This is a genomic window from Mucilaginibacter sediminis (assembly GCF_051903035.1).
Taxonomy (GTDB): Bacteria; Bacteroidota; Bacteroidia; order Sphingobacteriales; family Sphingobacteriaceae; genus Mucilaginibacter.
In genome coordinates this window covers 5,283,975-5,307,865 of sequence record NZ_CP170602.1, presented here as the reverse complement: position 1 = coordinate 5,307,865, position 23,891 = coordinate 5,283,975, and the positions used below count along the sequence as shown (strand labels likewise).

The window sequence follows — 23,891 nt, the reverse complement described above, 5'->3', positions numbered from 1 at the left end:
TGAAAATCACCTTAGCAGCAGTATGAGCAGGAAACTATTTACCATTGCAATTTTATTCTTTTTAGCAGCAAACACGTTTGCGCAAAATAAAGTAACCAAATCCGCAGTTACTTTCAAAATCAAAAATCTGGGCTTTAATGTAGAAGGCTCTTTTGGGGGCTTTAACGCCGACATTAATTTTAAGCCAGCCAGCCTCGCGACAAGTTCAATCGAAGCTTCTGTGGCATCAAACACGGTTAATACCGATAATGAAAGCCGCGATAACCACCTGAGGAGCGAAGACTACTTTGATGTGGTAAAATACCCCAAGATCATTTTAAAGTCAGTTTCATTTAAACATAAAAGCGGAAACAACTATACAGGCAGTTTTAACGTAACTATCAGAGACAAAACAAAACTGATAGAAATACCTTTTACGTATGTTGAAGCAGGTAGCAGTGTCACGTTTAAAGGAGACTTCCAGGTTTTAAGGACAGATTTTGGCGTTGGCGGTAAAAACGTGATTTTATCCAACGAGGCCAATGTTTCGATAGAAACGGAGATCACTAAATAAAGTCGCTAAGTCTTTAGTCTGAAGCCGAAAGAGACTTACGACTTCAGACTAAAGACTATCGACTTAAATAAAGCTAATATTAATGGAGAGTTGCATCAGTGCCATCGGGATAGCAAATCCCCATAACCGGATAGCCCAGCAGGATATTTACCATTTTATGGTGAATGCCTTTGGGTTGGATGCAACTAACGCGGCGCGCCTAAAAAGCATTTACGATAATTCCGGCATCGATTATCGCTATTCGGTGATCCCGGATTTTGGCGAAAGCGACCCTTCCAATTATACTTTTTTTGATCCATCCGGGAGTTTTAATCCTTTTCCGGATACCCGCAAACGCTTAAAGCTTTACCAGGACGAGGCTATAGCTATTGCCATAAATGCGGTTAAAAATTGCCTTGCGGGTTTCGGGGCCGATGCTTTAAAACAAATTACCCATTTGGTTACCATAAGCTGCACGGGCATGCACGCCCCCGGTATTGATATTGAACTGGTAGAGAAACTGGGGCTTAACCGCGATACCGAACGTACCTGTATTAATTTTATGGGTTGCTATGGCGCCATAAACGGCCTTAAAGTGGCCGATTATATTTGCCGTGCCAACCCCGAAGCCAAGGTTTTGGTAGTAAGTGTGGAGTTGTGCACGCTCCATTTTCAAAAAGATAATACATTAGACAACTGGGTGGCCAATTCCCTGTTTTCAGACGGGGCCGCTGCAGTATTGGTCGAGAACTCTTTGCAACGCATGAGGGCTGGCACCAACCTCATCTTAAAAAACTTTTACTCGGAATTTGTGACCGAGGCCCGCGACGATATGGGCTGGTATGTAGGTAATACAGGCTTTGAGATGAAGTTAACCTCGCGGGTATCAAAACAAATCAAAAAAAACATCAAAGCATTAACCGGCAGATTTTTGCAAAAAGCCAGGCTCAATACAGACGAAATAACCGCTTATGCAGTACATCCCGGCGGCCGTAAAATACTGGAAGCTGTAGAGGATGCGCTGGAGCTGCCCGAAGAAAGCAATGCATTTGCCTATGAAACGCTGCGGCAGTATGGTAATATGTCATCAGCTACCATTTTATTTGTACTGCAAAAGATGCTAAAGGCCGAAAATTTGATTGATCAAAAGATTATGAGTTTTGCCTTTGGGCCGGGGTTAACGGTTGAGGGTATGATATTGGAAATGCATTGATAAATCTATGAACGATGTAATTATAGTTGGCGGTGGCCTTGCGGGATTATTTAACGCGATACTATTAAACCGCGCCGGCTTAAACGTTACCCTCATCGAAAAAAAAACATACCCCATGCACCGGGTATGTGGCGAATACATCTCCAACGAAGTAATCCCGTTTTTAAATACTTTAGATATCAACCTCGATCAGCTGAATGTTGCCAGCATTAACCGGGTGGAAGTTACCGCCGCCTCGGGCGTTAAATTTACCCAAAAGCTCGATCTGGGCGGCTTTGGTTTAAGCAGGTACACCTTTGATAATTTTTTATACCACAAAGCGACAACAGAAGGCGTAAATTTCTTGACAGGTACAAGGGTTGAAGATGTGCGCTTCACCGGCAATCAGTTTGAGGTGGTTACGCCCGGCGAAGTGTTAACGGCGCCGCTGGTAATCGGCTCATTCGGCAAGCGGTCAAACCTCGATCAAAAACTGAAGCGGCCCTTTTTTTATAAACGCAGCCCCTACCTGGCTGTAAAATTTCATATAAAAATGGATTTGCCGCAGGATCTTATCCAGCTCAATAACTATAAAGATGGCTATTGCGGCGTGAGCAAAACCGATGGCGACAGGTATTGTATGTGCTACATGGCGCACCGGGATGACCTGCGCAAATATGGCAGCCTGCAAGGATTGGAAGAAAACGTTATCCGCAAAAACCCATATCTCGACAATATTTTTGCCAATGCCGAATTTTTACTGGATAAGCCCGAGGTAATTAACGAGATATCGTTTGAAAAGAAAGCACCGGTTGATAACCATATTTTAATGAGCGGCGATACCGCCGGGATGATAGCGCCATTATGCGGTAACGGCATGACCATGGCTATCCACTCGGCCAAAATCCTGTCAGAAAAAATTATCAGTCATTATAAAACCGGCAAATTTCATGAAGATAACCGTGTAGCTTTAGAGGCCGATTATACTGATGCCTGGAACCGGCAATTTGCACAACGGCTTTGGGTAGGCCGGCAATTGCAGCGCCTGTTTGGCAATAACAACACAACCGCACTTACGCTTCGCCTGTTAAACGGCTTGCCGCCATTATCCCGGTACCTGATCAGTAAAACTCACGGAAAACCATTTTCATAAGGTTATTGCATTGATACCATGCCCAATTTAAAACACCGCGCCTTTGATGCCGAGATAATGGACGACCTAAACTTGCCCGACAGTGATATAGCCCCTGTGTTGGAAGGCCTGGGCAAAATAAATTCATGGTTTGGCGGGCATAAGGAAGTAATAGGAGCCTTAAAAAACTTCCCGGTAAAGCAAGGATATGCTATATGCGATTGGGGCTGTGGTGGCGGCGATACACTGATTGCCATTACTAAATGGGCAACGCAACAACAGATAGCCGTAAAGCTTACCGGCATTGATGCAGCCCCGGCCGCAATAAACTATGCGCTCAATGCATCAAAAGCGTTTGCCAATATTTACTATGTGCAGGCCGATGTGATAAACGATACGCACCTTTTAGGCAGGCACGATATCATTATCAGCAGCTTGTTTACGCATCACTTTGACGACGAACAATGGATCAAGATGATTAAAAACATGTATGCATCGGCCCAAAAAGGAATAATCATTACCGATTTGCACCGCCATTGGGTGCTGTATTATGCGGTTATTTTCATTACACATGTTTTAACCCGTAATAAAATGGTACGTTATGATGGGCCGCTATCGGTAAAGCGGGGTTTTAAAAAGGGGGAATTATTAACATTGCTAAAAAAAGCACAAATTGATAACTTTAAATTAACATGGAAGTGGCCATTCCGCTGGGCTTTAGTAATCTATAAATCGTAGCTTTACGCTATGAATTTGCGTGTACTGGTTTTAATTACAGCCACAGGGGTTGCCATTACCCTATCGGCGGTTAACTTTTATTTTCAGCATAAATGGTATGATGTAATGGTTACTTTCACCATTACCATAGCGGTAAGTTACTTTGTATTTTACTACCTGATAGAAAAGTATATTTACTCGCGCATTAAACTTATTTATAAACTAATCCACAATTTAAAGCTTGGCCGCGATTTGCGCGATGCCCTGGGCGAACATGTAACCGCCAACCCTATTGATGATGTGGAGCAGGAAGTAAAAGAATGGGCAAAACAAAAAAAATCAGAGATTGACGACCTGCGCAAGCAGGAAAAATTCCGCCGCGATTTTTTATCCAATATCTCGCATGAGTTTAAAACCCCGCTTTTTGCCATACAGGGATACATTGAAGCGTTGCAGGATGACGATATGGAAGACCGCGAGATGGCGCGGCAGTTCCTGGAAAAAGCCTCCAAGAATGTGGATAGGCTAAGCTACCTGATTAAGGACCTGGACGAGATCTCGAAGCTGGAATCGGGCGAGATACCAATTAATTACAGCAAGTTTAAAATTAACGACCTGATTAAAGAAGTTTTTGAATCGCTCGAGATAAAAGGCAAGCAGTATAAAATAAAGCTGATATTTAAACAGAAATATGATGAAGGGATCATTGTATATGCCGACAGGGAAAAAATAAGGCAGGTGTTGGTAAACCTGATTGATAACTCATTTAAGTATGGTAAAGAAGAAGGAAGCACATCATTAAGCCTTTTTGTACTTGACGACCAGGTTTTGGTGGAGGTTACCGATGATGGCATTGGCATCGAAGAAAAGTTTTTGCCACGCCTGTTTGAGCGCTTTTACCGCACAGATACCAGCCGGTCGCGCCAAATTGGGGGCTCTGGATTGGGGCTGGCCATTGTAAAACACATTATTGAGGCGCACCAGCAAACCATTAATGTGCGCAGTACCGAGGGTTTGGGATCAACTTTTGGCTTTACTTTGCAAAGAGCAAAACAAACTTTACCTTTCCCCAATATACCAGTGTTAAAAAGTTAACATTAATTTAACATAGCAACCGTACCTTTACACCAATTTTAAGCATCATGTCATTAAACAGCATTTTCCAATACTTTGTACCTAAGGACAAAAAAATATTTTTTCCTTTATTTGAGCAGGCAGCAAACAACGTAGTAGCAATGGCCACTATTTTGGTAGAGGCTGTTAACTCCAATAACTCTACCACCCGCGAAGAGCTGTTTAAACAAATTGACAAGCTTGAAAATAAAGGCGATGAATTTACCCACCAGATATACCTGGAACTGGGCAAAAACTTTATTACCCCTTTTGACAGGGAGGACATCCATGCGTTAGCTACAGCTATTGATGATGTTGCCGATTACATCCAGGGCGCTGCCAACCGCATGAGCCTTTACCGGATAGACGATTTTAACGAACACATCCGCAAACTATCTGACCTGATACTCCAGGCAAGCATCGACCTGGAAAAAGCAGTACGCGAGTTGAAAGACCTGCGCAACGTGCGTAACATTGCCGATTCATGCATCAGGATAAATAGCGTAGAAAACCAGGCCGATTATGTTTTTGACCGCGCCGTGGCCGATTTGTTTCTTTATGAAAAAGACGCTATCCGCCTGATAAAATATAAAGAAATCCTTGCCGCTCTTGAAACCGCTACCGATATGTGCGAAGACGCAGCCAACGTTATGGAATCTATTTTAGTTAAAAACGCTTAAGCATACCTAATCATCACTAAATGGTTACCTCACTACTTGTTGTTATAGTTTTACTTGCACTCGTTTTTGATTACACTAACGGTTTTCATGATGCTGCCAACTCAATTGCCACCATTGTATCAACCAAAGTGCTTACCCCCTTTCAGGCTGTACTATTAGCTGCTGTATTTAACTTTGCCGCCTACTTTTTTATAAAAGACCATAAGGTAGCCAATACAGTATCAAAAATTGTATTGGAACATTATGTTACCCTGCATGTAATATTGGCCGGACTGGTGGCTGCTATATCCTGGAATTTAATTACCTGGTGGTTTGGTATCCCCTCAAGTTCATCGCATACGCTAATTGGCGGTTTTGCGGGTGCCGGGATGACCAATGCTATTTATATGGGCGCAAATGCACTACACGCTATTGAAATGCAGTATGTGCTTAAAATCATCGCTTATATTGTTTTGGCTCCGTTTATAGGTTTACTTATAGCCTACGTTGTAACCATCCTGATATTAAACATTTGTAAACGCGCAAAGCCTGCTACTGCCGAACGTTGGTTTAAGAGGCTGCAGCTGATATCGGCAGCGGCATTAAGCTTTGCACACGGTGGTAACGACGCCCAAAAGGTAATGGGTATATTATATGTAACCTTAATTGCGGGCAAGGTAATTCACGCCGGCGCGCCTATGCCCGAATGGATCCCGTTGGCCTGTTATACAGCTATCGCGGCGGGTACCATGAGCGGCGGTTGGAAAATTGTTAAAACCATGGGCTCAAAAATAACCAAGGTAACCCCGCTGGAAGGTGTAAGTGCCGAAACCGCAGGTGCCATCACCCTGTTTATTACCGAAAGGTTTGGTATCCCGGTTTCTACTACACACACCATCACAGGCTCTATCATTGGGGTTGGTTTAACTAAACGTGTATCTGCCGTACGCTGGGGTGTAACCATTAACCTTATCTGGGCCTGGATTATCACCATTCCAATTTCTGCTTTAATTGCGGCAGGCGTATTTGCTCTGTTAAAAGTGTGGGGATAATTTGCACATAAGTTGGCTTCATTTTTGCTAATTTTAGGCACTATGAAAAAACAAATATTTTCTATAACAGCTTTACTGTTTTTTATAACCTTAAGCAGCTGCGATACACTAAACCAGGTTGCACAAGCTGCAACCACCAGTACACAAGGAACACCTACCACGTTTGAGATAGGTAACGGCCTTAAGCAAGCCCTTGAAATAGGTACCGGCAAAAGCACTGATAAGTTATCGGTTGTTGATGGCTTTTTAAAAAACGCCGAGGTTAAAATACTTTTTCCGCCCGAAGCGCAAAAAGCCGAGAAAACGCTTCGCAGCATAGGCCTTGGCAGCCTTTGCGACAACGTTATAACTTCCATTAACCATGCCGCCGAAGATGCCGCTGTAAAAGCCAAACCCATATTTATTGGTGCCATAAAGCAAATGACCCTGCAGGATGTTACCAACATTTTGCTTGGCAGCCAGGATGCGGCCACTCAATACTTCAAAAAAACCACTACTTTACAATTGGCCGGTCAGTTTAAACCCGTGATACAGGCAAGCTTAAACAAAGTTGGTGCTACAAAATATTATACCGATGCCGCGCAGGCTTATAACAAGGTGCCTTTTGTATCAAAAATAAATCCGGACATTACCGATTATGTAACCCAGAAAGCTATTGCTGGCTTATTTGTTGAAATTGCCAAAGAGGAACTGAATATTCGACAGAATTTAGGCGCGCGTACTACGCCGTTGCTTCAAAAGGTATTCTCTTTTGCTGATAAGCAACAAAAGAAATAGAGAAGCTTCCCCTTGAAGGAAGGAACGCGTTTTGATTTTGCTTACCTTGCCGGGGTTTACGGATATTACAGTAGCATAAAAACAATTTGTAATCAACGGGTTAATCATCTATTTTTGTTATCTGCAAAAAAAGCTGGGGTATGAAAACGCTTAAAATATTCATTATCGTGTTCTCTCTTTCTGCTACGGTCGCCAAAGCTCAGTTTACCAAAGCCGAGTTGCAGGTTAGCGGACTTACCTGCGCCCTTTGCGCAAAATCAACCGAAAAAGCTTTACGTGCATTGCCATTTGTAGGCGATATTAAAACCGACTTGATCCGTAACACCTATCTCATCACCTTTAAAGAAGAGGTGCTGGTAAATTTCGAACAGATCGGCAAAAAGGTGCAGGCATCCGGCTTTTCAGTAAGCAGCCTCAAAGCCACTTATAATTTTGATAATACCAAGGTGACTGATAACAATTTCAGCTATGGGGGCGATACCTACAGGTTGCTCAACCCTGCTAATAAACCAACAAGCGGCGCGGTAAATGTTACCGTTGTTGATCAGGGCTTTGCTCCAAAATCGGTATCAAAAAAATACCTTGGGCAAGTTATCGATACAGCACCTGCATCTGGCCGTATTTACCATTTAGCCATATAGCTATCCACAAAGTTTTCCTATTAAACAAAAAGCGCGGCTGTATTGGGCCGCGCTTTTTGTTTATATCCAGGTTCTTAAACACGGATATAAATTTTCTTTTTATCCAGCAGGTAACCTACCAACCAGCAAACAAGCATATAGCTGATGGCAAACAGCAATGAGCCAATTGCCCCGGGTATTATAGCCTGGTAAATGTTTGTATTTATCCAATTATATAAACTAACCCCTTTTACGCTAAACATGTAAAAGAAGATGACCAAAGTTTCTGATAATACATAAAGCGGCAGCGGGTTTTTACCCATAATGGTAAAAAACCTTGTCCAGTTGCCTTTGTTCCAATCGTTAATCTCCAGGGCATACACCAGGAATGACAGGATCACCAGATCGAGCCCGGTGGTTACCAGTACAAACGGACTGCTCCACAGCTTTTTGTTAATTGGGAATACCATGTTCCAGCACAGGGCGATAAAAATGAACAGGCAGCCCATGAGCAGCATTTTTGATATCACATCGTACCCTTTGCCTTTTTGCTGGATGAATTTACCGGCGTAGTAGCCAACAACCACATTTACAATGGCCGGCAAGGTGCTCAGAATACCTTCAGGATCAAATGCTTTTCCTTCGCCATGGTACATATGATCGGCGCCAAGCACAAGCTTATCCAGGTAATAACCCGCGTTTCCTGTCATGCTTAATGGGTTTAGCGGATCGCCGAAGACAAGCAGGATAATCCAATAACTTATTAGGAACAGGATGGACAAAATAATAACCGATTGCTTTGATAAAAAATGAATCATCAGCGACGCAAAACAGTAACACAAAGCAATACGTTGCAAAACTCCAAAAATACGGGTGTGGCTTATCGGCGAAAACTCAAAATGCCCTTTGTCAAAATTGAAGAAGGGGAACCAATACATCAGGTATCCTATTAGAAATATCAGCAGTGTGCGTTTAAATATCTTGATAAGCACGGCGGCATTGCCCATCTCGATATAGCGCTTCATCGAAAAGCTCATGGCGTTGCCCACCGCAAATAAAAACGACGGAAATACCAGGTCGGTTGGGGTGAAACCATGCCAGGCCGCATGCTGTAGGGGCGCAAAGGCTTCGGCCCCGCTCCCTGGTGTATTTACGATGATCATAAAACATAAAGTCATCCCTCTAAATACATCCAGCGATAAAAATCGTGTCGATGATGTGTTCATATTCTGGTTTATAGTTGTTGGCCGGTTTACAGCAGGGGGTAATACGCAGCAATTTGAGAAAATCTGCCGGGATTTGAAAACCCCGGCAGATATAATTATAATTTATTAATGGTAGCCCGGGTTTTGTTTAAGTACGGGGGTGCCGCCTTTCGCGCTCAAATCAATTTCTGTAAGTGGGATAGGGTAGTATTCGTTTTTACCTTTTAAAAACTTGCCTCCCTTAACATCATTGGTGAGAGTGCTTTGATAAGCCACATAGGCGTTAAGCTCGGTATCAGCAATACCCCACCTCACCAGGTCAAAAAAGCGATGGCCTTCCATAGCCAATTCAATTTTGCGCTCGAAATAAATGGCTTTGAGGGCGAAGTCTTTACTTAAAAACGCCCCTGACTGGTATGGACTGACTTTGTAATTGGCAGCGGGTGTATTGGTAAAGCCAGCTGTAGGGGTGTCATCGTTTTTATAAGCATGCACCCATCCCGATGTATTGGCAGCCCTGTTGCGTACCATGTTTACATAACTTTCAGCTTTATCAAAATTACCCAACTGAGCTTCAGCCTCGGCGGCCATCAATAGCACATCCGCATAGCGGATGAGGTTAACGTTAATGCCCGATCCCGGAGCCCATGAAGTATTATCGCCATTAGTGCTTTGCTCGGCCTGGCCATATACATTTTTAATAGGCGAGTACGGACCTCCATACTGCTGATCGCGTATCCAATCAACGCCGGGATGCAAACCCCAATCGAGATACGGTATACCACGGCGGCCAACGGTCCAATCCAACCGCGGGTCGATAGTTCCGGCGTCAGGCGTAAAATTGGCCCCCGCCGCTACCCCCATATCTGTTTTTAAAGCGTGGCTGTTGTAATCATCCAAATAAGGCAGGCCGGTAGCCGGATTGGTACGGTAATGATTGGCCAGCTCAATTGATGGCTGATAAAAACCACAACAGCTAAACGGACTGCTATTGCCATACGGAAAGTTCAACATATCGCCATCGTTGGCGTTTGACGGGCCGTTAGGATCGGTATTGGCGGCTGCCTGCACGGCGAATACAGATTCGGCGCTGTTGTTGGTAGCTGTCCTGAAATTATCATTGAACTTTTCATTCAATGCATATTTCAACCCTAATGCTGTTACCCCTTGTGCAACAACAGCATCAAAAACTGCCTTTGCCTCAGTGTACTTATGCTCATACAAATATGTTTTTGCAAGGTAGGCACCTGCGGCCCACTTGTTGGCCCGGCCCACATTAGCCTGGGTATTGGGCAGGTTATTATAGGCATACAAAAAGTCTGCTTCAATTTTGGGCCATATATCCGTTGTATTTGGCTGATTTATATCTGTAGTGGTTTCGTCAAGGTAAGGCACATTATTAAACATCTTTTTCAGGTCGAAGTAATAATGGGCGCGTAAAAACCTGGCCTGTGCTATGATGTTGGTCTTGGCTGCAGCAGTAATACCAGGCACCTTATTTGTAATTATAATGGTGTTATTAGTACGCGAAACACCTTCATAGTCGGCCCGCCATTTGCTGTCAAAAAAGCCGTTGCTGGCGTCCGGGTTATACTTCATGATTGGCTCAATGGGTTGCTGATCGCCGGCTATGCTACCTTTTGAAGCGTCGCCACCGGCAACACCGCCATAAATCCAGTTATCGGGCGATGCCTCCCATGAACTGCCTCCTCCAAAGGCGGCGTCGCCGCCCTGTTGGCCGTCTAATGCTGCGTAAGCGCCCACCAGCAATTCGTTTGCGCCGGCTTCGGTTTCTAAAAATTTAGGCTCCAGCGCCCCGTTGATAGACTTATCAAGAAACGTTTTTTTACATGCACCAAGCGCAAAAACGCTTAGCAACACTATACTGAAATATTTTTTTGCTTTCATTGTAATACTTTTAATACTGTTGTTATAATGAAAAATTAACTCCGAATAAGAATGTGCGCGGGCTGGCATAGCTACCTTCGTCAATGCCAAAATCTTTGGTGTTACCGCTCAGTTCCGGATCGACACCGCTATAGCCTGTTAAAGTAAACAAGTTGGTTGCCGATACATATACGCGCAGCTTCTGAATGCCTGCCTTTTTTAAGCCGGCGACTTTAAAGGTGTAACCAATTTGAGCATTGCGCATACGTACATATGTTCCGTTTTCAACAAAGTACGAGTTTGGTGTTGCGCCGCTGCTGGTAGATGCATCCAACTCCTGGATAGGGGCTTTTGCATTTTGATGCGTTGGCGTCCATGAATCATTAAGCGCAGTATAGCTTTTGGCTGTTCCGAATGAAGCGTAAAAGTCTCGCCAGTATTTAACGCTGTTCCATAATTTGTTACCAAATGAGCCATAAAGGAATACGCTGGCATCAAAGTTTTTATAGTTTACAGCCAGGTTTAAGCCAGCAGTAAATTTCGGATTAGGGTTGCCGATAAATGTACGGTCGGCATCGGTTATTACACCATCTCCGTTTACGTCTTTATATCTGAAACGCCCCACTTTAGTATCTGATTGATAAACGGCATTAGGGTCGTTAGTTACTTTTTGGGCACTTGCATCTGCCGCATTTATTTGTGCCTGGCTATTCCAAAAACCGGCTATTTGATAGCCATAAAATTCGCCCAGCGAATGGCCAACGGCGCTCCTGGTTATAGGGCCATCAAAGCGGCTTGTGGCATCGCCAACAAAATAGTCCCTATCGTCAGATACTTTTAATATTTTGTTATTATAAGTTGTTAAAGTTCCTGTGGCGTTAAAACTCAGGTCCTTATTTACAGTTATATTGCTTGTTACAGATATATCCAGTCCATCGGTTTTCATTTTGCCCACATTTTGTGCAGGCACGTTACCATTACCGGCGGTTCCTAACTGCCTGGCCGCGTATAAAAGGTCCTTAATATCTTTACGATAATAATCGGCCGTTATGGCCACTTTGCCGTTAAGGAGGGTAGCATCAAACCCAAAGTTGGAGTTGATATCTTTTTCCCACAAAGCGTTGGGGTTAGCTATCTGATCCTGATAGAAGCCCGGTAACAACGCGGAGTTACCATCCAAAGGATAATATGACTGGCCAATATTGGTACCAAAAGTAGTGTAAGCATCTTTTGCTCCCATATTGATCTGGTTACCCATGATACCCCAGCCGCCACGTACTTTAAGATCGGTAAGCCATTTTACTTCTTTTAAAAAACTCTCCTGCGAAACACGCCAGCCGGCGCTAAAAGCCGGGAAGTAGCCATAACGCTGGGTTACCGGGAATTTTGAAGAACCATCGCGGCGGATTGTAGCGTTAAACAGGTACTTATTATCAAAAACATAATCCAGGCGGGCAAATTCAGATAATAGCGACGTTGAGCTTTTACTGCTGTAGGTGTTTTTATTTGCTGTACCGGTTGAAAGGCTTACATAATCAGGATCAAAATTATAAAAGCCCTGTATACTACCACCCAGGCTTTTATCATAAGTTTCAACAGCCTCGGTACCTATAACCACGTTCAAATTATGCTTACCAAAAGTTTTCAGATAAGTAAGCGTATTTGTCCAGTTGTAGCTATAGCTATTGGCCGAATTTTCGTTGTAGCTGTTTGTTTGGGAGTTTTCAACGTTTTCGTATGTTGGATAGGTAAACGCGTGGTCATTACTGTTTGTAATATCGCCGCCAAAACTGGTCCGCAGGGTAAGGCCCTTAAAAATATCCGCTTCGGCAAACATGTTGCCCAGCAGCCGGTAAGCTATAGCGCCATTTACCTTTGTTCGCTGCTGTATAGCTACAGGGTTATTAGAATCGCCCAAACCAGTACCATAAGTGCCGGCATAATTGCCCATTATATCATAAACAGGTATAATTGACTGCTCTCTTAAACCCATAGCAATAACGCCATCGGGATTGTTGGCACTTATTTGCGCATGGTTAGCGGCAGCTACCTGGGGCGTTTTGGTGATAGAATAAGCCAGGTTTTCACCAATCCTGATATGTTTGGTAATATTAAAAGTGGTATTTGAGCGCAGGGTGTACCGTTTTAGGTAAGTATCAATCAATGTTCCCTGCTGATTAAAATAATTGAGCGAGAACAGGTAGCTTGCCTGATCGCTGCTGCCGCTTAAGGTTAAATTATGGCTGGTTATAGGAGCCGATTTGAATAGTTCATGATACCAATCGGTGCCTGCTTTATTTGCCTTTGTTATCCGATAAAAGCTATTAAAATCATCAGGCGAGGTATAGTTAGGGTTAACGTAATATTTTGAGGGATTTACCGAAGGATCGCCGGCTTTTGCACCGGCAGGTGTAATATAATCGGGCAATGTAAAAGTGGAGTTGGCCCCTGTTGGGTTATATAACGGGTCTGTAAAATCGGTAATCCCGGAATTTTTTTCGGCCATTAGCTGTAAGTTGGCCGCTTGCTGCGGGTTTAATGTATGCCAAACGTTGCCTCCTTTAGGCACCTGCGAACCATAATACGCATCGTACTGAATGCTCACTTTGCCCTTGCCCCTTTTGGTGGTAATGATGATAACCCCGTTTGCAGCCCTGGCCCCATATATTGACGCGGAGCTTGCATCCTTTAACACCTGTAACGATTCGACATCATTTGGGTTAATAGTGCTCACGTCATAGGTTTCCATACCATCAACCACATACAATGGGGTGTTATCGCCAAACGTGTTAAAACCCCGGATGTGTACCTGGGGCTCTTCACCCGGCTGGCCCGATCCGGTTACTGTAACGCCAGATGCCTGCCCCTGTAACTGGCTGTTTACCGATGATGATGCTTGTTTATTCAAATCCTTAACATTAACTACGGCTACGGCGCCGGTAAGGTCTTTCTTTTTTTGAGTGGTATAACCAACCACTACAACCTCGTTCAGGGCTTTTGATTCCTCAACAAGCTTTACGTTTACTACGGTTTGGCCGGCAATGGGTACTTCCTGTGGTGTAAAGCCCAAAAAGTTAAAAAGGAGCGTGCCTGTACCATCGGGCAATGTAAGGCTATATTTCCCGTCGATATTGGTTACTGTTCCTAATGTGCTTCCTTTAAGTTTTATGCTGACTCCAGGTAGCGGCAGCCCCGCGGCATCTGTAACAGTACCGGTAACCGTAACGGTTGCTATTGTTTTTCCATCAGCCGGTTTAATAATAATGATGTTATCAACCACCTGGAAGGTGAGTTGCTGATTTTTAAGTACATCTTTCATTACCGTTTCAATACTGGCGTTTTGCAGTTCAACATCAATCTTTTTATCAATGTTAACCTGGTCCAGCCGGTAAAAAACCGTGTATTTGCTGTTTTTTTCAATCTGCTTAAACATCTGTTTAACAGATATATTGTTTACATTAAAGTTGTAAACGTTTTGCGAAAAAGCAGCTGCGTGTATTTGCATTATTCCCGTTAAGAGTAAAACAGTTACAAGCTTCATAATTTTAATCGTTTTTTGCCACGCGCGCGCAGCCATTACAGATTTTCTGTCAAAATTTATCATAAATTTGTTTGTTAATCAGTTAATACGATGCTTCCCCAAGCGTAGGGTATTAGCTATTGATTTTATTGAAGCCCGGAGTGTTAGCGCACACCGGGTTTTTTATTTTGAAAGAGAGAGCGTTAGTTTTTCGCCATAAGTTATTTTGTTTTTAAAGGGTTAACAGATTAGTTTTTATTGTTTTTTATGATGTTTATTGTGTTGCCCGTAATAGAATAGTTGATTGCTGTATTGCCCTTTATCAGGTCCAAAACTTTATCTATACTGGATATGCTTTTGAAACTGCCCGAATAGCGGATGTTTTGCAGCCCGGCATCGTCCATAATAATTTTTACATTATACCTGCGCTCCAATACTTTGGCAATCTCGCCGAGGGTGTTACCATCAAATACCAGCAAATCGTCCTTCCAGCCATCGTAGCGGTCCATTTTTGCCGAATCAACCTCCGATACTTGTATCTCGTTAAGGTTTTTCAATTCTTTATCATCCTGCTTTACAGCGTATTTTTCGGCACTGGGATAATATATTCTGAGCACCTGGTGCGGCTTAACGTAGATGCGATTCATCTCGCGGGTGTTGTTATCTATGTTACCCTCAACCGCTACCTCGCCTTTTACAACCGTGGTTTCAAAAAAAGAGTCGTTGGCGTAAGCCTTCAGGTTAAATTTTGTGCCGATATCCCTGATGGTATAATTTTTAGTGTTAACCAAAAACGGAATAGTTTTGCCGCCGGGGGCGATGTCGAAAAAGGCCTCACCCTCCAGGTAAACAGTCCGGTTTGTTTTATTAAAATCAGTATTGTATTTAAGCTTGCTGCCTGCATTTAGCCAAACAAGTGTGCCATCGCTTAAAACTATTTTTTTTATGCCCCCATTATTAACAGATACGAGCCTCGTGTTCTGCACATTTTTTGAATAATGGTTTACAAGCAAAGCTGTTAGCAAACCAAACAGGGCCACGGTTGCAGCTACTTTACTCCATATAGCAAGCACGCGGTATTTTGGCTCATGCGGGATAGTTGCCGCCGAAAATTTGGCGAATGCTTTCTCCTCATTAATAACATCGGGCTCCAGGTACAGCATGTTTTGCCAGGTTTCATATAGCTGGGCAAAGTACTGCTCATTCTCGGGGTGCGCATTAACCCATTCTTTTACCTGCTCTACTTCTTTTTCATCGGCTTCGCGGGTTATGTATTTTACCAGTAACAGTTTTATTTCCTCGTTGTCCATTCGTGTTCTTATTAGCAAGACAACTGAAAAGAGCAGTACCCTCAAACGGAATTAAAATATTTCTTTATTAAATTCGGATAAAGGCAAAGTTTTACCCAGCTAATTGCGAATTATGCCCACTATGCAAAATATTCGCAGGCGGATTTGTCAATATTTCCATATTAAATTTGATGCTTTCAAAATTTAATCGTTAACTTGTTAAAGTTTTTTAAAAAGTAATTCGTTTTTTGCCTTTCCTATGAATAAATGATTACCTCAAAAGCCAACACACCAATAACAAAACTCACACAAGGCGATGCCGACGCGTTTGAAGTTTTATTTAAACTTCACTATACCAGCCTTACGCTTTTCGCCAATCGTTTTGTGAATGATTTGCCGGTGGCCGAAGAGATTGTTGCCGAAATATTTACCGATTTATGGGAAAAGGGGCATGAAGTTACCTTTTCAACATCGGTAAGTTCATACCTGTATAAAATGGCGCAAAACCGTAGCCTCAATTATTTGAAGCACCAAAAAATAGAAAACCTTTACGTTGATTACCTGCAAAAAAACAACCTGCTTGATGAAGTACGCAGCGCTGTTGAAAACGGGTACGAAGAAAAAGAGCTGGCCCACCAGATAAAAGCAGCCATAAACACCCTCCCCGAAAAATGCCGCGAAATTTTTGTATTGAGCCGCTTTAGCGATATGAAGTATAAGGAAATTGCCAGTAAGCTCAACCTTTCGCCCAAAACGGTTGAACGCCAGGTGAGTATAGCCTTAGAAAAGTTAAGGCAAACGCTGAAGCATGTGAGTTATTTGTTGATGTTTTGAGGGGAAGAACGTGTTAAAGTCAAGTTATAAGCTAATTCAATAGCTGCCTCAACTATTGAATTAATAGGCACTATTCTAAAGAATCGTCTATTCTCAATTTAATCTCGTCAATAAATTGCTTTTTTAAATTCGAACTTATATCTGCCAGTTCTTCAGGTAAAAAAGGATTCCCGTATGATTTATCGATTTCGTATATTGACCTTATCAAAGTCTTTTTACTTGCGTCAGCTAACGTTAAACGTATTTTATATTTATATGCGTTGAAATTTACACGCAAGAAAAAATCAAAATTAGTTGGAATCTCTGCGCCATTTAAAGCAAACATCTTGTGCTCCCAAGTAACCGTTTCTATATTATTTTCATAAACATCCAAATCAAAGATCTTCCTTTTCTCGTCTTTTATTGATTTTTGCAAAATATCGATTGCTTTCAACATTTCAGCAACACCCCAATTTTGATTACTATTAGCCAATTGGACAAGTTTGTCATTGACACTAATAGTAGTTTTTGTCTCATTGAAAAGATCGTCAAATTCCTTTAAAGTAGCTTTAACATTCCTCCATATCTCACTTTCAACTATTTTAAAAGCATCGTAAATGATTTTTGGCGATTTGGGTATTCCTTTACTTTTAGCCTTTGCCTTCAGCAATTGTATCTCTTTTACAAAGTCATCAGTCTCCTCAACATCCTTCCCATCCAAAGTATCAATTGTAATTTGCAACGACCTCAATAGCAGCCCCGCCATAAACTCATAAAACAAATCCGGCTCCCCACCGCCGCCTTGAATATCGGTTAAATACCGGTAGTAATTTTGCTTCTCATTCTCCTTAATATAAAGCGGGGGAAATCCATAAGAAATCAATATCAGGTTAGATAAAATCCTGGCTGTACGGCCATTGCCATCATAAAATGGATGAATAGTGAGATAATCTATTTGAAATTTAAACGCCAATAGTGCCGGGTGAGCAGCATCTTTTTTTGACCTTTCAATTTTTTCCTTTTCGCTATTTATCCAATTAACTAATTCATGCATCCGTTCAGGGACTTCGGCATGCGGTGTAAAATCATAGCGTTCACCATCAAAATTAAGCATGTAATTATCAGTGCTTTTCCACTGACCAACATATTTTAATTTTTCCGCGTCTTCTTCGTACATGATGCCTTTATGGATCTCTTTTATCCTGCTTTCAGATATATTGAGTTCGCCCTTGCCCATTTTCATAATCGTAGTGATTACTTTGTCATGACTCCGGATTTCCATTACATCCTTTATCGGTTTGCCATTAACTTCTAAGTTATTGACCATCACCGTACGCGTTTCGCGCTTAGTTAGTGAGTTTCCTTCCATGCTGTTAGAAGTGTAGTTCCACTCCAACCGCAGCTTATAGTTAATCTTATTGAGTAAACTCACAGGAATAGGCCCACGCTCCTGTATAGCAGCCTGAAGACTATCAATTTCCTGTAATTTCTCTATAAAACTCATTCGTTGTTATTTTAGTAAAGGTAATATCGGATTTTATTATTTTATCCCCATTTCCTTTTTCAAAAACTGACCTGTAAAACTTTCCTTCACCTTACACAACCCTTCGGGTGTGCCGCTAAAAAGAATTTTACCGCCGCCAGAACCGCCTTCGGGGCCAAGATCGATAACATGATCAACAACTTTGATTACATCCAGGTTATGCTCAATTACCAAAACCGTATTGCCTTTATCAACCAGTTGATAAAGCACGCCTAACAGCACGTTAATATCTTCAAAATGCAAACCGGTGGTAGGTTCATCTAAAATGTAAAAGGTGTTACCTGTATCTTTTTTTGATAGCTCGGTAGCCAGCTTAACACGTTGCGCCTCGCCACCTGATAGGGTAGTTGAGGCCTGGCCCAAAGTAATGTAACCTAAACCAACATCATTCAGGGTTTTTACCTTACGGTATATGGATGGGATATGCTCAAAAAATGGCGTAGCATCTTCAATACTCATATCCAGCACATCGCTGATGGATTTACCGCGATAGCGTACTTCCAGCGTTTCGCGGTTGTACCGGCGGCCGCCACATTCTTCGCAAGGTACCTGCACATCAGGTAAAAAGTTCATCTCGATAACTTTCATGCCGGCGCCCTGGCAGGTTTCGCAGCGGCCGCCTTTTACGTTGAATGAGAAACGGCCGGGCTTGTATCCCCTGATCCTTGATTCGGGCAATGCAACATACAGGTTCCGGATATCCGAAAATACACCGGTATAGGTAGCAGGGTTTGACCGCGGTGTACGACCGATTGGTGTTTGATCTATCTCGATCACTTTATCGATGTTCTCCAACCCCTCAATTTTTTCATATGGCAGCGGATGCTTTTTGGCCCTGAAAAAATGATGGTTTAATATCGGATATAACGTTTCGGTAATTAAGCTTGATTTACCGCTACCGGACACCCCTGCAACACCAATTAATTTACCTAACGGAAAATCAACAGAAACCTTTTTTAAATTATGGCCGGTTGCCTTTTTAAGGCTTAGTGTTTTTCCGTTACCCTCTCTCCTTTTTTCGGGAATGGCGATAGAACGTTCGCCATTGATATAGGATGTTGTAAGCGTATGTTCTTTCATTAATTGTGCGGGTGTTCCCTGCGCAACAATCTGCCCCCCGTGTACGCCTGCAGCGGGGCCCATGTCAATAACATGGTCGGCTTCCAGTATCATATCTTTATCGTGCTCAACTACCAAAACCGTATTGCCCAGATCGCGCAGGTTTTTGAGGGCGTTTATCAGGCGCTCGTTGTCGCGTTGGTGCAGGCCGATGCTCGGCTCATCTAAAATGTACATTACATTCATCAGCTGCGAGCCTATCTGTGTAGCCAAACGGATTCGTTGCGCTTCGCCGCCTGATAGGGTTTTGGCCGTACGATCAAGCGTTAAATAACTCAAGCCAACATCCAGCAGGAACACGATACGTGCGCGGATCTCTTTCAGTATCTCTTTGGCAATAACATTCTGGCGTTCGCTCAGCCTGTCTTCCAAACCGTTAAACCACTCCTGCAGATGGTTGATATCCATGCAGGCCAACTCAAATATATTCTTGTTATCTACCTTAAAATGCAGCGATTCTTTTTTCAGCCTTGCGCCATCACAAACCGGGCAGGTTTTCAGTACACGATAATTTTCCATATCGTCCATACCCTCATCATTCCGGCGCTCCTGCTGCTCTTCCAGCATACGCACAATACCATCAAAAGTAATGGTATAGCTTTGAACATTCCATTTATTGTACTCTACAGAAACGCTGATGGTATCGGGTGCTCCGTTAAGGATAATATCTAAATGATCGCGGCTTAACTTTTCTATCGGGGTAGTTAATGAAAACTCATACTTTTTAGCCAGCGCCTTCAGCACCTGGAAAATCCAGGTTTCGCGGTATTCTCCTATCGGTGCCAGGCCACCGTTCATGATGGTCAACTTAGGATTGGGGATCACCGATGCTTCATCAACCTCAAAAATATACCCCAGGCCATTACATTTTTCGCAGGCGCCATAAGGAGAATTGAACGAGAATGTATTTGGCTGCGGTTCATCGTATGAGATACCCGAAACCGGGTCCATCAAATACTTACTATAATAGGCCACATTGCCGTCCTTATCACCCACGCGGATAATCCCTTTGGCAATTTTAAGCGCCGTTTGTACCGAGGTGTATAAACGTTTGCTGTCTTTTTCGGTCACCACCAGTCTGTCAACCACAATATCAATATCATGGATCTTGTACCTGTCTACCTGCATTTTTGGCTCTACGTCGGCCATGGCGCCATCAATCCATACTTTAAGGTAGCCCTGCTTACGGATAGATTCAAAAAGCTCGCGGTAATGCCCCTTGCGGGCTTTTACAACTGGTGCCAGGATGTTCACGGGCTGACCGTCGAATTTTTCGGTAATGGTTTTCAGGATCTGATCTTCGCTCATCCGTTCCATTTTCTCGCCGGTTGTGTAGGAATAGGCATCCCCGGTACGGGCGAAAAGCAAACGCATAAAATCGTAAATCTCGGTAATTGTCCCCACTGTTGATCGTGGATTTTTGCTGGTTGTTTTTTGCTCAATAGCAATAACCGGGCTTAAGCCCGATACTTTATCTACATCCGGTCGCTCCATACCACCCATAAACTGGCGCGAGTAAGCCGAAAATGTTTCCATATAACGGCGCTGCCCTTCGGCATAAATGGTGTCAAATGCTAATGACGACTTACCGCTGCCACTTAAGCCGGTAATTACCACCAGCTGGTTGCGCGGAAAAGAAACATCAATATTTTTTAAATTATGTACCCTGGCCCCGTAAACTTCAACTTCACTTTGTTCGCCCAGGTCGATGGTTTTTTCAATCATATGTATTTTTAAAAACAATACCGTTTAGCCGGTTTAAAAATGCCCGCCAACTATACTAATATTTTTCGCAAATATATGTAAAAAGCTGATGCTTTATAAGATATGCAACAACCCAAAACGTTATTTGACCTAAAAATAACAGCCCTAATGTAACCGCTGTTTTTTAAACTTGTTTTTATAGAGAGCTTAAGGCAGAAAGCCTAAAGCAGCAGACTCAATGATCAATTTACTATGATATTGAGCAAGTATATTATTGAATAGCAAAACATAAAAAAGCCGATCCTCCATCCAGGAAGATCGGCTTTCAAGTGCTCCGTAAATTTTAATTATTGAATTATTGAGTGTTTGAATTATTGATTTAAAAAAGATTACTTCAATCGCCAATTCACTAACCCACCAATTCACTAATTAAATGCTAACAGTTGTGTTGTGGGTGGGATAACAATGTAATCCTTGTACCCAAACTTTTTTGGCTGTTCGATAATTGCTTTCATGGCAATAAGCTTATAGATGTATGAACCGGTTTCGCGGTTGAGGCTTAAGCGAAAGTAATTATCCTCGTTTTGCTTATTAATGGCGCGTTCCATTTTAATGGAGCCATTGTTGTAAGCGGCGGCAGCCAGCGTCCAGCTGTTAAATTCACCATACAGTTCTTTGATGTACTTGCAGGCTGCTATTGTTGATTTGCGCACATTTTGGCGTTCATCAACACCATGACCAACCTTTAGGCCATAAGTACGCGCGGTACCCGCCATAAACTGCCATAAGCCAGATGCCCCTTTTGATGAAGTGCCGCTTTTAAGGCCCGATTCAACCAACGGGATGTATTTAAAATCATCAGGAATGCCATAAAACTTTAAAATGGGCTCAATAATAGGGAACAGCGCTTCGGCCTTGCGGTGCAGCAAGGTTGACTGAACACTTTTAAACGAATGTTGGCTAAGCGATTTATTGAGTTTTTTGGTAACCCTGGCATCGTTAACAGGTAAAGCTTCATCGGCAAAACTATAGGTAGCCGCAGTGCTTTTAATAAAAATAAATTTCGAGGTCCGATGGCTTAATTTGGCCGGTTTTGCAACCGTTTCAGCAATTGTTGTGCTGTAGATATTAAGCTTTGAAATGAGGGCCAGCACCAGGATTACGGAGCACGTAAGTAAGTGTTTTTTAATCATTTCTTTTTTTATCATTAACTATACATTAGGTAAAATGTGCTGCAAAGGTATGTCATACAAATCACATAATCAAATACTTAGGATTTTGCCAACTTTTTTAGCATGGGTTTTCGGTTCAAAAACTGTGTTTAAAACCGTTTAAACCGTGATTTTGTTTGCTGACATTTTTTTGATTTTTTTAATTAAAGTGTGCCAAAAAAGCGTAACTTTGACCCTCACGCTGCGAAAGCGCTAAACAAAAAAATATGGTATTTAAGAGACCAACAGGTAGTCGCGATGACAGGCCAGGAAAATCAACTGGCAGAAGCTCAAGAGGCGACGATAAGCCAAAAAGACCGGCAACCGCAAAAGGTAAAGCCACTCCGGACGGAGAAAAGAAAAAACTATCCAGACCGGATAAACCATTCCAAAGCAACAGGTTCAGCGACGATAAGCCCAAAAGCAATTTTAGGGACAACGCATCATCTGGCGACAAAAAATCGTCGGGCAGATCAAAGCCATATTCAGGCAGACCTGCGGCAGGTGACGACAGACCTAAAAGTAACTTTAGAGAGGGTGCTTCATCCGGCGATAAAAAAAGCTTTTCGCCACGCAGCAAGCCATACTCTGGCAGGCCAACAGGCGGCGATTTTGAAGACAGGCCAAAAAGAAGCTTCGGTGCAGGCTCATCCGCCAGCGGCGAAAGAAAGCCCTACTCTGGCCGTCCAACCTCTGGCGAAGGTGAAGAAAGACCCAAAAGAAACTTTGGCGGCAGCAGTGCCGGCGAAAAGAAACCATACTCATCACCACGCACCCGTACATCCAATACCGATTTTGGCGATAAGCCCAAAAGAAGTTTTGGCGCAGGTGCAGAAAGATCGACAGATAAAAAATTTGGTGAAAGGCCCGAAGGCGGATTTAAGAAACGCGAAGGGAGTTTTTCAAAAGATAAGCCGGCTTACAATGCCGACAAGCCACAACGTAAGCCTACTTACGATAAGATAACCAAAGATACCAGCGCGCCCGAAAGGACCATGCGCGGCCGTAAAAAACCAGCGGAGACCAAAACTAAGGATGACGGCCTTATCCGCCTTAACCGCTATATATCAAATGCAGGCATCTGTTCTCGTCGTAAGGCCGACGAGCTGATCATTGCCGGTGTGGTATCGGTAAACGGTGTGGTTGTTGATGAACTGGGTGCCAAAATTGATCCGCGTAAGGATGAGATCAAATATAACGGCGAAACCCTGCGTCGTGAAAAAATGGTTTATGTATTGTTAAATAAACCAAAGGATTACATTACTACTACCGAAGACCCACAAGAACGCCGTACTGTAATGCACCTGGTTGAAAAAGCAACCAAAGAGCGCATTTACCCAATTGGCCGTTTAGACAGGAATACCACCGGGTTATTATTAATGACCAACGATGGCGACCTTGCCGACAAATTATCGCACCCTCGCAGCAACATCAGCAAACTATACCAGGTTGAGTTAAGTAAAGCTTTATCTCAAGGTGATTTGAATAAGATCACCTATGGTATCGAGCTGGAAGATGGTTTAATTAAACCCGATTCGGTATCGTACGTTGCCGGTGCATCAAAGCGCGAAGTAGGCATCCAAATCCACAGCGGTAAAAACCGTGTGGTACGCCGCATTTTTGAAAGCCTTGGTTACGAGGTTGTAAAGCTTGACAGGGTGGTTTATGCCAATCTCACCAAAAAAGACCTTCCACGCGGCCGCTACCGCCATTTGGAAGAAAGCGAGATTATCCAGCTTAAACACCTGATAAAATAATTATAAAACGCCCCGCTAAACATCGGGGCGTTTTTTTTGTCTATTTTGT

General features: G+C 42.9%; 18 protein-coding genes. 11 read left to right on the top strand and 7 right to left on the bottom strand.

All coding sequences use genetic code 11. The features are described 5' to 3' along the window. Positions 1 to 22: 22 nt before the first annotated feature. The 9 genes from ACFGVS_RS22025 to ACFGVS_RS21985 all read left to right on the top strand — a co-directional run bounded on the left by ACFGVS_RS22025 (position 23) and on the right by ACFGVS_RS21985 (position 7,815). Complete coding sequence (locus tag ACFGVS_RS22025) at positions 23 to 553, top strand: YceI family protein (protein WP_439695596.1); 531 nt, start codon at positions 23 to 25, stop codon at positions 551 to 553. 82 nt (positions 554 to 635) lie between these two features. Further along, on the top strand, positions 636 to 1,745 hold the full coding sequence (locus ACFGVS_RS22020) for a type III polyketide synthase (RefSeq protein WP_439695595.1): 1,110 nt from the start codon (positions 636 to 638) through the stop codon (positions 1,743 to 1,745). Between the two features lie 7 nt (positions 1,746 to 1,752). Further along, positions 1,753 to 2,877: an NAD(P)/FAD-dependent oxidoreductase gene (locus tag ACFGVS_RS22015; protein ID WP_439695594.1), complete on the top strand. Its 1,125-nt coding sequence runs from the start codon at positions 1,753 to 1,755 to the stop codon at positions 2,875 to 2,877. Positions 2,878 to 2,895: 18 nt separating this feature from the next. Further along, positions 2,896 to 3,594, top strand: coding sequence for a methyltransferase domain-containing protein (locus tag ACFGVS_RS22010; RefSeq protein ID WP_439695593.1), 699 nt, complete (start codon positions 2,896 to 2,898; stop codon positions 3,592 to 3,594). A 9-nt stretch (positions 3,595 to 3,603) separates the two neighbouring features. Further along, a complete protein-coding gene (locus ACFGVS_RS22005; RefSeq protein WP_090638707.1) occupies positions 3,604 to 4,668 on the top strand; it encodes a sensor histidine kinase in 1,065 nt (354 codons plus the stop codon). A gap of 47 nt (positions 4,669 to 4,715) precedes the next feature. After that, a complete protein-coding gene (locus tag ACFGVS_RS22000; RefSeq protein WP_439695592.1) occupies positions 4,716 to 5,366 on the top strand; it encodes a DUF47 domain-containing protein in 651 nt (216 codons plus the stop codon). Between the two features lie 20 nt (positions 5,367 to 5,386). Beyond that, positions 5,387 to 6,397, top strand: coding sequence for an inorganic phosphate transporter (locus ACFGVS_RS21995; RefSeq protein ID WP_090638699.1), 1,011 nt, complete (start codon positions 5,387 to 5,389; stop codon positions 6,395 to 6,397). A 42-nt stretch (positions 6,398 to 6,439) separates the two neighbouring features. Beyond that, positions 6,440 to 7,174 carry a DUF4197 domain-containing protein gene (locus ACFGVS_RS21990; protein ID WP_439695591.1) on the top strand — a complete coding sequence of 245 codons (735 nt, stop codon included), beginning with the start codon at positions 6,440 to 6,442 and terminating at the stop codon, positions 7,172 to 7,174. A gap of 140 nt (positions 7,175 to 7,314) precedes the next feature. After that, complete coding sequence (locus tag ACFGVS_RS21985; RefSeq protein WP_090638689.1) at positions 7,315 to 7,815, top strand: heavy-metal-associated domain-containing protein; 501 nt, start codon at positions 7,315 to 7,317, stop codon at positions 7,813 to 7,815. Between the two features lie 74 nt (positions 7,816 to 7,889). Here ACFGVS_RS21985 and ACFGVS_RS21980 read toward each other — a convergent pair whose 3' ends face one another. The 4 genes from ACFGVS_RS21980 to ACFGVS_RS21965 form a co-directional block, all read right to left on the bottom strand. Then, the gene (locus tag ACFGVS_RS21980; protein WP_439695590.1) at positions 7,890 to 9,020 is read right to left on the bottom strand and encodes an acyltransferase family protein; all 1,131 of its coding nucleotides are present in this window, start codon (positions 9,018 to 9,020) and stop codon (positions 7,890 to 7,892) included. Positions 9,021 to 9,125: 105 nt separating this feature from the next. Then, on the bottom strand, positions 9,126 to 10,907 hold the full coding sequence (locus ACFGVS_RS21975) for a RagB/SusD family nutrient uptake outer membrane protein (protein ID WP_439695589.1): 1,782 nt from the start codon (positions 10,905 to 10,907) through the stop codon (positions 9,126 to 9,128). A 22-nt stretch (positions 10,908 to 10,929) separates the two neighbouring features. Continuing rightward, positions 10,930 to 14,391 carry a TonB-dependent receptor gene (locus ACFGVS_RS21970; protein WP_439695588.1) on the bottom strand — a complete coding sequence of 1,154 codons (3,462 nt, stop codon included), beginning with the start codon at positions 14,389 to 14,391 and terminating at the stop codon, positions 10,930 to 10,932. Between the two features lie 263 nt (positions 14,392 to 14,654). Next, positions 14,655 to 15,716 (bottom strand): FecR family protein, encoded by a 1,062-nt coding sequence (locus tag ACFGVS_RS21965; protein WP_439695587.1) that lies wholly within the window; start codon positions 15,714 to 15,716, stop codon positions 14,655 to 14,657. A gap of 246 nt (positions 15,717 to 15,962) precedes the next feature. On the opposite strand from ACFGVS_RS21965, the gene ACFGVS_RS21960 reads away from it, so the two are divergent. Further along, on the top strand, positions 15,963 to 16,529 hold the full coding sequence (locus tag ACFGVS_RS21960) for an RNA polymerase sigma-70 factor (RefSeq protein ID WP_439695586.1): 567 nt from the start codon (positions 15,963 to 15,965) through the stop codon (positions 16,527 to 16,529). Between the two features lie 70 nt (positions 16,530 to 16,599). Here the strand turns inward: ACFGVS_RS21960 and ACFGVS_RS21955 are convergent, their stop codons facing one another. The 3 genes from ACFGVS_RS21955 to ACFGVS_RS21945 form a co-directional block, all read right to left on the bottom strand. Then, positions 16,600 to 18,012 (bottom strand): Fic family protein, encoded by a 1,413-nt coding sequence (locus ACFGVS_RS21955; protein WP_439695585.1) that lies wholly within the window; start codon positions 18,010 to 18,012, stop codon positions 16,600 to 16,602. Positions 18,013 to 18,048: 36 nt separating this feature from the next. Next, positions 18,049 to 20,895, bottom strand: coding sequence for an excinuclease ABC subunit UvrA (gene uvrA / locus ACFGVS_RS21950; protein WP_439695584.1), 2,847 nt, complete (start codon positions 20,893 to 20,895; stop codon positions 18,049 to 18,051). Between the two features lie 404 nt (positions 20,896 to 21,299). Next, on the bottom strand, positions 21,300 to 22,082 hold the full coding sequence (locus ACFGVS_RS21945) for a lytic transglycosylase domain-containing protein (protein ID WP_255369742.1): 783 nt from the start codon (positions 22,080 to 22,082) through the stop codon (positions 21,300 to 21,302). Between the two features lie 230 nt (positions 22,083 to 22,312). On the opposite strand from ACFGVS_RS21945, the gene ACFGVS_RS21940 reads away from it, so the two are divergent. After that, positions 22,313 to 23,842: a pseudouridine synthase gene (locus ACFGVS_RS21940; protein WP_439695583.1), complete on the top strand. Its 1,530-nt coding sequence runs from the start codon at positions 22,313 to 22,315 to the stop codon at positions 23,840 to 23,842. Positions 23,843 to 23,891: the final 49 nt, after the last annotated feature.

What these genes read in the sequence shown, in the direction of transcription:
- ACFGVS_RS22025 (WP_439695596.1), top strand. Translation starts at nt 23, where the DNA reads ATGAGCAGGAAACTATTTACCATTGCAATTTTATTCTTTTTAGCAGCA.
- ACFGVS_RS22020 (WP_439695595.1), top strand. Translation starts at nt 636, where the DNA reads ATGGAGAGTTGCATCAGTGCCATCGGGATAGCAAATCCCCATAACCGG.
- ACFGVS_RS22015 (WP_439695594.1), top strand. Translation starts at nt 1,753, where the DNA reads ATGAACGATGTAATTATAGTTGGCGGTGGCCTTGCGGGATTATTTAAC.
- ACFGVS_RS22010 (WP_439695593.1), top strand. Translation starts at nt 2,896, where the DNA reads ATGCCCAATTTAAAACACCGCGCCTTTGATGCCGAGATAATGGACGAC.
- ACFGVS_RS22005 (WP_090638707.1), top strand. Translation starts at nt 3,604, where the DNA reads ATGAATTTGCGTGTACTGGTTTTAATTACAGCCACAGGGGTTGCCATT.
- ACFGVS_RS22000 (WP_439695592.1), top strand. Translation starts at nt 4,716, where the DNA reads ATGTCATTAAACAGCATTTTCCAATACTTTGTACCTAAGGACAAAAAA.
- ACFGVS_RS21995 (WP_090638699.1), top strand. Translation starts at nt 5,387, where the DNA reads ATGGTTACCTCACTACTTGTTGTTATAGTTTTACTTGCACTCGTTTTT.
- ACFGVS_RS21990 (WP_439695591.1), top strand. Translation starts at nt 6,440, where the DNA reads ATGAAAAAACAAATATTTTCTATAACAGCTTTACTGTTTTTTATAACC.
- ACFGVS_RS21985 (WP_090638689.1), top strand. Translation starts at nt 7,315, where the DNA reads ATGAAAACGCTTAAAATATTCATTATCGTGTTCTCTCTTTCTGCTACG.
- ACFGVS_RS21980 (WP_439695590.1), bottom strand. Translation starts at nt 9,020, where the DNA reads ATGAACACATCATCGACACGATTTTTATCGCTGGATGTATTTAGAGGG.
- ACFGVS_RS21975 (WP_439695589.1), bottom strand. Translation starts at nt 10,907, where the DNA reads ATGAAAGCAAAAAAATATTTCAGTATAGTGTTGCTAAGCGTTTTTGCG.
- ACFGVS_RS21970 (WP_439695588.1), bottom strand. Translation starts at nt 14,391, where the DNA reads ATGCAAATACACGCAGCTGCTTTTTCGCAAAACGTTTACAACTTTAAT.
- ACFGVS_RS21965 (WP_439695587.1), bottom strand. Translation starts at nt 15,716, where the DNA reads ATGGACAACGAGGAAATAAAACTGTTACTGGTAAAATACATAACCCGC.
- ACFGVS_RS21960 (WP_439695586.1), top strand. Translation starts at nt 15,963, where the DNA reads ATGATTACCTCAAAAGCCAACACACCAATAACAAAACTCACACAAGGC.
- ACFGVS_RS21955 (WP_439695585.1), bottom strand. Translation starts at nt 18,012, where the DNA reads ATGAGTTTTATAGAGAAATTACAGGAAATTGATAGTCTTCAGGCTGCT.
- uvrA (WP_439695584.1), bottom strand. Translation starts at nt 20,895, where the DNA reads ATGATTGAAAAAACCATCGACCTGGGCGAACAAAGTGAAGTTGAAGTT.
- ACFGVS_RS21945 (WP_255369742.1), bottom strand. Translation starts at nt 22,082, where the DNA reads ATGATAAAAAAAGAAATGATTAAAAAACACTTACTTACGTGCTCCGTA.
- ACFGVS_RS21940 (WP_439695583.1), top strand. Translation starts at nt 22,313, where the DNA reads ATGGTATTTAAGAGACCAACAGGTAGTCGCGATGACAGGCCAGGAAAA.